Raw genomic sequence first — 7,139 nt, forward strand, 5'->3', positions numbered from 1 at the left:
GCGTCCGGGCGGGGCGCCGCGCAGCCGCTGCTGGACGTCAGGAACCTCGAAGTGACGTACGCGTCCGGGGCCGCCGCCGTGCGCGGCGTCGACCTGACCGTGGACGCCGGGCAGAAGCTGGGCGTCGCCGGCGAGTCCGGCTGCGGCAAGTCCACCCTCGCCCTCGCCCTGCTGCGGCTGCTGCCCGCCAGGACGCGGGTGACCGGGGAGATCCTGCTCGACGGCGAGGACGTGCTCACGATGAAGTGGGGCCGGGTGCGCGCCGTCCGCTGGGCGGGCGCGTCCGTGGTCTTCCAGGGCGCCATGCACTCGCTGAACGCCGTGCACAAGATCGGCGACCAGATCGCCGAACCGATCCTGCTGCACCGGAAGGCGACCTCGGCGGGCGCCAGGAAGAAGGCCCGCGAGCTGCTCGAACACGTGGGCCTGCCGGGCGCCCGCGCGGACGCGTACCCGCACGAGCTGTCCGGCGGCCAGCGCCAGCGCGTGATGATCGCCATGGCGCTCGCCTGCGACCCGCGCCTGATCATCGCCGACGAGCCGACGACCGCGCTCGACGTGATGATCCAGGCGCAGATCCTGCGCCTGATCGAGCAACTCGTCACCGAGCAGGACCTCGGCCTCATCATGATCAGCCACGACCTGGCGGTGCTCGCGGACACCTGCGACCGGCTCGCGGTGATGTACGCGGGCCGGGTCGTCGAGGAGGGCCCGGCCCGGGACGTGTACGAGCGGGCGCAGCACCCGTACGGCAAGGCCCTGTCGGCGGCGTTCCCGCGCATCGGCGACCCCGCCTCGCGGTTCGCGCCGCGCGGGCTGCCCGGCGACCCGCCGGACCCCTCGGCGCTCCCCTCGGGCTGTACGTTCCACCCCCGCTGCCCGGTGGCCCTCGACGTCTGCGGCACCGAGGACCAGGCGCTGCGCGCGGCGGCCCCGGCCCACCTGGCGGCCTGTGTGCACGTGGGCAGCCCGGTCCCGCCGCAGCAGGCCCCGGCGGCGGGGAAAGCGCCGTGACGGGGCCGCGCACCCTGTTCAGCCCGCCCGTGCCCCCGGCCGCGAGGAGACGCGCATGACCACCGGAGCCACCCTTGAGCCGCCCGCCCCGTCAGCCGCTCCGGCACCGCTGCTCACGGCCGAGCGCCTGCACATCACGTTCCCCGGGCGGCACGGCGCGGCTCCGGCGCGGGCCGTGGACGGCGTGGACCTCGACGTCCGGCCGGGCGAGATCGTGGCGCTCGTCGGCGAGTCCGGCTGCGGCAAGACGACGCTGGCGCGCTCGCTGCTCGGCCTGGTGCCGCCCACCTCCGGCCGGGTCACGTTCGGCGGCAGGCCCCTCGACTACCGGGGCCGCGCCCTGAAGGCGTACCGCAAACGCGTCCAGCTCGTGCTCCAGGACCCGAGCGGCTCGCTCAACCCCCGGCACACGGTGTACGACGCGGTCGCGGAGGGCCTGCGCATCCACCGGTACGGCGGGAACGAGCAGGCGGCCGTCGCCGAGGCCCTGTCACGGGCGGGCCTGCGCCCGCCGGAGCGGTTCTTCCTGCGCTACCCGCACGAGCTGTCCGGCGGCCAGCGCCAGCGCGTCGTCATCGCGGGCGCGCTGGTCCTGGAGCCCGAGCTCATCGTGGCCGACGAGCCGGTGGCCTCCCTCGACGCGTCCGTGCGCGGCGAGATCCTGGCGCTGCTGCTGCGGCTGCGGGACGAGCTCGGCCTGTCCGCGCTCGTCGTCACCCACGACCTGGGGCTCGCCTGGAACATCGCCGACCGGGTGGCCGTCATGTACCTGGGCCGCATCGTCGAGACGGGCGCCGTCGAGCAGGTCCTGACAGCCCCTCAGCACCCGTACACCAAGGCGCTGCTGTCGGTGCTGCCGGAGGCACCGGGCGAGCCGGTGGTGCTCACGGGCGAGCCGCCGGACCCGTCCCGCGTCCCGGCGGGCTGCCGCTTCCACGTCCGCTGCCAGGTCCTGGCGAGCGGCGAGGCGGAGCGGGCCGGGGTCGCACACGACTGCCGTACGAAGGACCTGCCGGTCCTGTCGGGCGGGGGCGGCCCCCAGGTGGCCTGCCACTGGGCCGCGGCGAGCAACCCCGTCGACCCGTCCGGCGTCTGAGGACGGGCCCGCGGGGCGGGGAACCTCAGCGCGACGCGCGCTCGCAGTCCGCGATCAGGGCCCGCGCCTTCTGCACGTCGTCGCCGATGGCGACGAGCAGCGCCTCGACGGACTCGAACTTCGCCTGGCCCCGCACGAACGCCTGGAAGTCCACGGCCACGTGCAGCCCGTACAGGTCGAGGCCCACGCGGTCGATGGCGTAGGCCTCGACCGTGCGCTCGGTGCCGTCGAACTGCGGGTTCGTGCCGACGGAGATCGCCGCGGGCATGGCCTCGCCCTGGGCGTGCAGCCAGCCCGCGTACACGCCGTCGGCGGGGATCGCGGTGTGCGGCAGCGTCTCCACGTTGGCCGTGGGGAAGCCGAGTTCGCGGCCGCGCTGGGCGCCGCGGACGACCACGCCCTCCACCCGGTGCGGGCGGCCGAGGATCTCGCGGGCGCCCGCGACGTCGCCCTCGGCGACGAGCCTGCGGGTCAGCGTCGAGGAGAACGGCGCGCCGCCGCCCGCCTCGCCGCTCACGTACAGGTCGACGACCTCGACGTCGTAGTCGTACGTCTCCCCGAGCTCGGCGAGGACCTGGACGTTGCCCGCGGCGCGGTGGCCGAAGCGGAAGTTGGGGCCCTCGACGACGACCTTGGCGTGCAGCTTGTCGACGAGGACCTTCACCACGAAGTCCGCGGGCGCCAGCTTCGAGAACTCGCTGGTGAAGGGCAGGATCAGCACGGCGTCCACGCCGAGCTCGGCCATCAGCTCGGCGCGCCGGTGGTGCGGGGCGAGCAGCGGCGGGTGGCTGCCGGGGCGCACGACCTCGCTGGGGTGCGGGTCGAAGGTGACGACGACGGAGGGGATGCCCAGGTCCCGGGCGCGCTCGACGGCACGGCCGATGATGAGCTGGTGACCGCGGTGCACACCGTCGTAGGAACCGATGGTGACGACGCTGCGCCCCCAGTCCTGGGGGATGTCCTCCAAGCCACGCCAGCGCTGCACTGTTCTCGCTCCTCGCCGAACCCGTCCGCGTCCCGTACGTGTGTACGTTCCTTTGCCGATTGCGCAGGTCTAAGAGTGCCATGCCGACAGGTTGTCGCCCGCATCGGCCGGGGTGGTGGAACTCACGCCCGCCCGCGGGGCGCTCACACCGACACGGGCACCCCTCCCGCGAGCCCCTCCACCGTGCGGCGCGCGCTGGGGCCGACGAGCGCGGCCCAGTCCTGCGGGGCGTCGGCGATCCAGCGGGCGAGCCGCCCGGCGAACTCCGGCGCGCCCCGCGCGAGGTCCACCAGGACGTGGTCGTAGCGGGTCGCGCCCTCGGGGGTGCGGCCGAGCAGCAGTCCGGCGCGCTGGACGAGATGCCGGTCCCGCTCGGGGTCGCCGCCGCGCCCGGCGACCGCGCGCAGCACCGCCTCGACGACGTCCGGGTCCTGCTCCCGGGCCAGCAGCCGGTCCAGCAGCTCGGCGCGCAGCGGCCGTGACACCTCCCCGCCGGGCGCCGCGAACACCGGCGCGAGCGCCCGCCGCACCTCCGTGGGCCCGCTCTGCAGCAACGCGGTGACCAGCGGGAACAGCACGGCTCGTACGTCCGGGCCGTGCTCAAGGAGCAGTTCCACGTACGCGGCGGTGGCGGTGGCGGCCTCCGGGCACTGCTCGACGTGCTCGCGGACGAGACCGGCGATGCGGCGGGCCAGCACGGGCGAGGTGACGTGGGCCAGGTCGCGCAGCAGGTCCCCGGCCGCCGGGTCCGGCCCGCACAGCCGCGCGCGGAACGCGCCGAGCACGGGCTCGGGGTGGGTGGTCAGGGCCGCGGCGAGGGCGCTCGCCGGCAGCCAGGGGTCGCCCTCGGCGAACGCCTTGAGGGCGGTCGGCAGGTGCCGGTCACGGGTGCGCGGGTCGCGCACGAGCAGGGCGAGCGCCGCGCCGTGCAGGGAGGTGTCGCCGGGGCGGGCGAGCAGGGCGTGCGCGGCGTACCGCAGCAGGGCGCGGTCGGCGTCGCCGGTGGCGTGGCGGGCGGTGCGCAGGCCCCAGACCACGGCGGCGACCCGGCGGGCGGCCCTCTCGTCGTGCGCCCAGCGGTCGACGGCGCGGCACATCGCGGACGGCTCGTCCTCGGCGAGCGCACCGAGCAGTTCGTCGGCCCGGGTGTGCGCGCAGTCGGCCAGGGCCTCGGTGAGGTCGTCGATGGCGCGGTGGCGGTGGGTGTGCAGCAGGGCCTGCGCGGCGGAGGCGACGGTGGCGTCCGGGGTCGCCCGCAGCGGGCTCTCGTCGGTGAACCAGCGGGTCAGGTGGGGCTGGACGGCGGCGGGCTCGGCGGCGAGGCGCTCGGCCACGGCGTCCAGGACGCGGCCCTCGGTGCCGGGCGGGCCGTCGTGGGGCACCACGGCCCGCAGCAGGTCGTAGCGGTCCTCCTCGGGCAGCGGGAGGGCCATCCAGAACTCCGGCGGGAACGGGCACCGCGCGGCGAGCCGGTGGAGCACGTCCAGGTAGGGGCGCGCGTCCGGGACCCGCGTCAGGACCTCGCCCACGAGGCGCCGGGCCCACCACCGGGCGTCCGCCCTGGGGTCCTCCCCGGCGGGCGTGCGCTCCTGGTCCCCGTCTGCCGGCCCGGCCCCCTGGATGGAGACCTCCTCCGCCGTGCGGGACGCCGTGGGGAACGCCGCGCGGGACGCGGTGCGGGACCCCGAGCGGGACGTCCGGCCGCGGTCCGGTCCGGGCGCGTCGAGCACCTCCATGGCTTCCGCCAGGCGTCCCAGGCGCGCCGCGAGCTCCGCCGTCCCGCGCTGCCGCTCCAGGAGCAGCAGCGCCTTGAGGACGGGGCCGACGCGGTGGCGGGGCACCGGCAGGGCGCGGCCGAGGGGCGGGCCGGCGTCGGCGCCGTCGGCGTACCGGTGCACCAGAGACGTCAGCGCGCCGTCCACGTCCAGGTGGATGCCCTGGAGCCAGTCGGCGACCTCCTCGTGGGCGAAGCGGTAGCCGGGGCCCGCGGGCACCAGCAGGCCCTCCGCGAGGACCGCCGGGGCCCAGCCCGCGCAGCCGTCCCGGCCGGGCAGGGCGCCCCAGGGGAACACCTCCTCGAACACGGCCCGGTCCAGCTCCCCCTGCCCGGGCCCCAGGCACCGCCGCGCCGCCTCGTGGACCTGCCCGGCCACCCGCGCCGCGAGGCGCCGTACGGCGGTGCCGCGCAGGCCGTTCGCCGCCGCGAGCCGGGCGGCGACACGCAGGCACGTCAGGTCCAGGTACGCGGCGAGGACCTCCTCGCGGCCGGGCCGTCCTGCGGGCGCGGCGGGCAGCGCGGCACGCACCTCGGACAGCAGCCGCAGCGCGAGCGGGTGGCGGGCGTCGGCGGGGTCGAGGGCGTCGTCCGGGAGGCCGTACCGCGCGCGGGCCAGGCCCGCCTCCGCCTCGGTCAGCTCGCCGAGCCGTACGCAGCCGGGCAGCGCCTCCCCCAGGACGTGCGCGACGCCGGCGCCGTCCTGCCGCCCGGCGTGCAGCAGCGCGGCGGGGAAGTGCGCCCCGGCCTCCTGCCAGTACTCGGCGCGGCAGGCGACGACCAGCCGCGTGCCGGTCTCCCGCAGCCATCCGGCCGTGCCCGAGCTCCACCCGGCGAGCCGGTGGGCGAGCACGGGCGGCATCTCCTCGGGCCCGTCGAGCAGCAGGAGCAGCGGCCGCCCGGCGTCCCGGACGAGGCGGGCGACGCGCCCGGCCGAGATGTCGCCGAGCCCCTCCCCCGCCGTGCCCGCGGCGCACGACGCGCCGAGGATGCGCCCGGCCCGCTCCAGGGCGCGCGCCACCGCGTCGGCCACGGAGGTGTCGGTGTCGCGCAGGTCGGCGCCGCGCAGCCACAGCGTGGGCGCGGGCTCGGGCCCGCGGGCGCGGCGGGCGGCGAGCGCGGCGAGCTCCGTGGTGCGTCCGGTGCCGGGGTCGCCGACGAGGCCGAGGACGTGCGCGGGCCCACCGGTGAAGGCGGTGAACTCCCGTTGCACAGCGGCCCGTTCGACCGGTTGCGGGTCGGGTGCCTGCGGGCCGTCGGAGCCCAGGGAGGTGGCGGTCAGCTGCAGCGCGCCCGCCAGGTTCAGGTCCTCGCCGTACGCGGGCACGGTCGCCGCGTTGCGGGCGAGGAGCGTGGCGAGCGGGCCGCCCGGGTCGGCGGCGGCCACGTCCCGCAGCGGCACCGCGAAGCCGGCGGCGCGGTGCGGGGCGTGCAGGGCGGTGGCGACGACGGCGAGCACCGCGCCGGAGGAGACGTCGAGGACGGGCCCGCCCGCGGCGCCGCCGCCGAGCCGCAGCGCGTCGGCGCCGTCGGTGCCGATGGCCAGCTCAAGGGCGGCGTCCAGGACGTGGAAGCGGTCGGTCGCCGTGTACGTCACCGAGGCGGAGTCCAGGACCCGGGCCTGCCGCCAGCCCCCGGCGGCGACCCGGACGTACGCGCCCACCGGCACGGTGTCGCGCACGGTGACGGGCAGCGGCTTCAGGCCGAGGCCCTCGGTGCGCACCAGCGCGAGGTCGGCCTCCGGCAGGGCCGTCACGGCGTCGGCGGGCACGACGCAGGTGCGCTCGCCCTCGGCGTGCAGCACGATCCGGGCGAGCCCGTCGACCGCCTCGTGGCTGGTGATGACCGTGCCGAGCTCGTCGGCCGCGAACCCGGCGCCGCGCGGGCGCCCGGCCAGGTCGCAGATCCGCACCACGGACCACCGCGGCTCCTGCCAGCGGGCCGCGCCCGTCGTCCCCGCGCCGCGCTCCCGGTCCTCGCCCCGGGCGCGCGGGCCCCGTCCCGCCATGCTCGAACCTCCCCAGCCGGCCCCGTCGCTTTGACCGTAAGTCGACAGTGATCAGCGGGACAGGACGGCAACCGAAAGCGCCCCTCGCGCTCCCCGGATTCACTCCGAGCGCCTGCCCATGGGGGTGAAGATCCGGGCGGGGGGTGGACACACCTTCCGTGGGGAGGGTGTGGAGCGGCGGCCGGCTGTGCGCCGCTCCACGACGCCGCCCGACCCCCCGCGCCGGGGCGCCGGCCCGCGGCCCCCGCCCCCCCGGGCGGGG

4 protein-coding genes are annotated in these 7,139 nt (G+C 77.4%); 2 read left to right on the plus strand and 2 right to left on the minus strand.

Annotated features, from left to right (window positions below):
* Positions 1-27 precede the first annotated feature (27 nt).
* Both QK440_RS27150 and QK440_RS27155 read left to right on the plus strand, forming a co-directional pair.
* Positions 28-1,014: an ABC transporter ATP-binding protein gene (locus QK440_RS27150; protein WP_282795862.1), complete on the plus strand. Its 987-nt coding sequence runs from the start codon at positions 28-30 to the stop codon at positions 1,012-1,014.
* Between the two features lie 55 nt (positions 1,015-1,069).
* Positions 1,070-2,110: an ABC transporter ATP-binding protein gene (locus QK440_RS27155; protein WP_282795855.1), complete on the plus strand. Its 1,041-nt coding sequence runs from the start codon at positions 1,070-1,072 to the stop codon at positions 2,108-2,110.
* 25 nt (positions 2,111-2,135) lie between these two features.
* Here the strand turns inward: QK440_RS27155 and QK440_RS27160 are convergent, their stop codons facing one another.
* Positions 2,136-3,095, minus strand: coding sequence for a bifunctional riboflavin kinase/FAD synthetase (locus tag QK440_RS27160; RefSeq protein ID WP_282795856.1), 960 nt, complete (start codon positions 3,093-3,095; stop codon positions 2,136-2,138).
* A gap of 143 nt (positions 3,096-3,238) precedes the next feature.
* The gene (locus tag QK440_RS27165; protein WP_282795857.1) at positions 3,239-6,877 is read right to left on the minus strand and encodes a S1C family serine protease; all 3,639 of its coding nucleotides are present in this window, start codon (positions 6,875-6,877) and stop codon (positions 3,239-3,241) included.
* Positions 6,878-7,139 lie beyond the last annotated feature (262 nt).

Source organism: Streptomyces sp. CC224B (assembly GCF_030010595.1).
Classification (GTDB): domain Bacteria; phylum Actinomycetota; class Actinomycetes; order Streptomycetales; family Streptomycetaceae; genus Streptomyces; species Streptomyces longispororuber.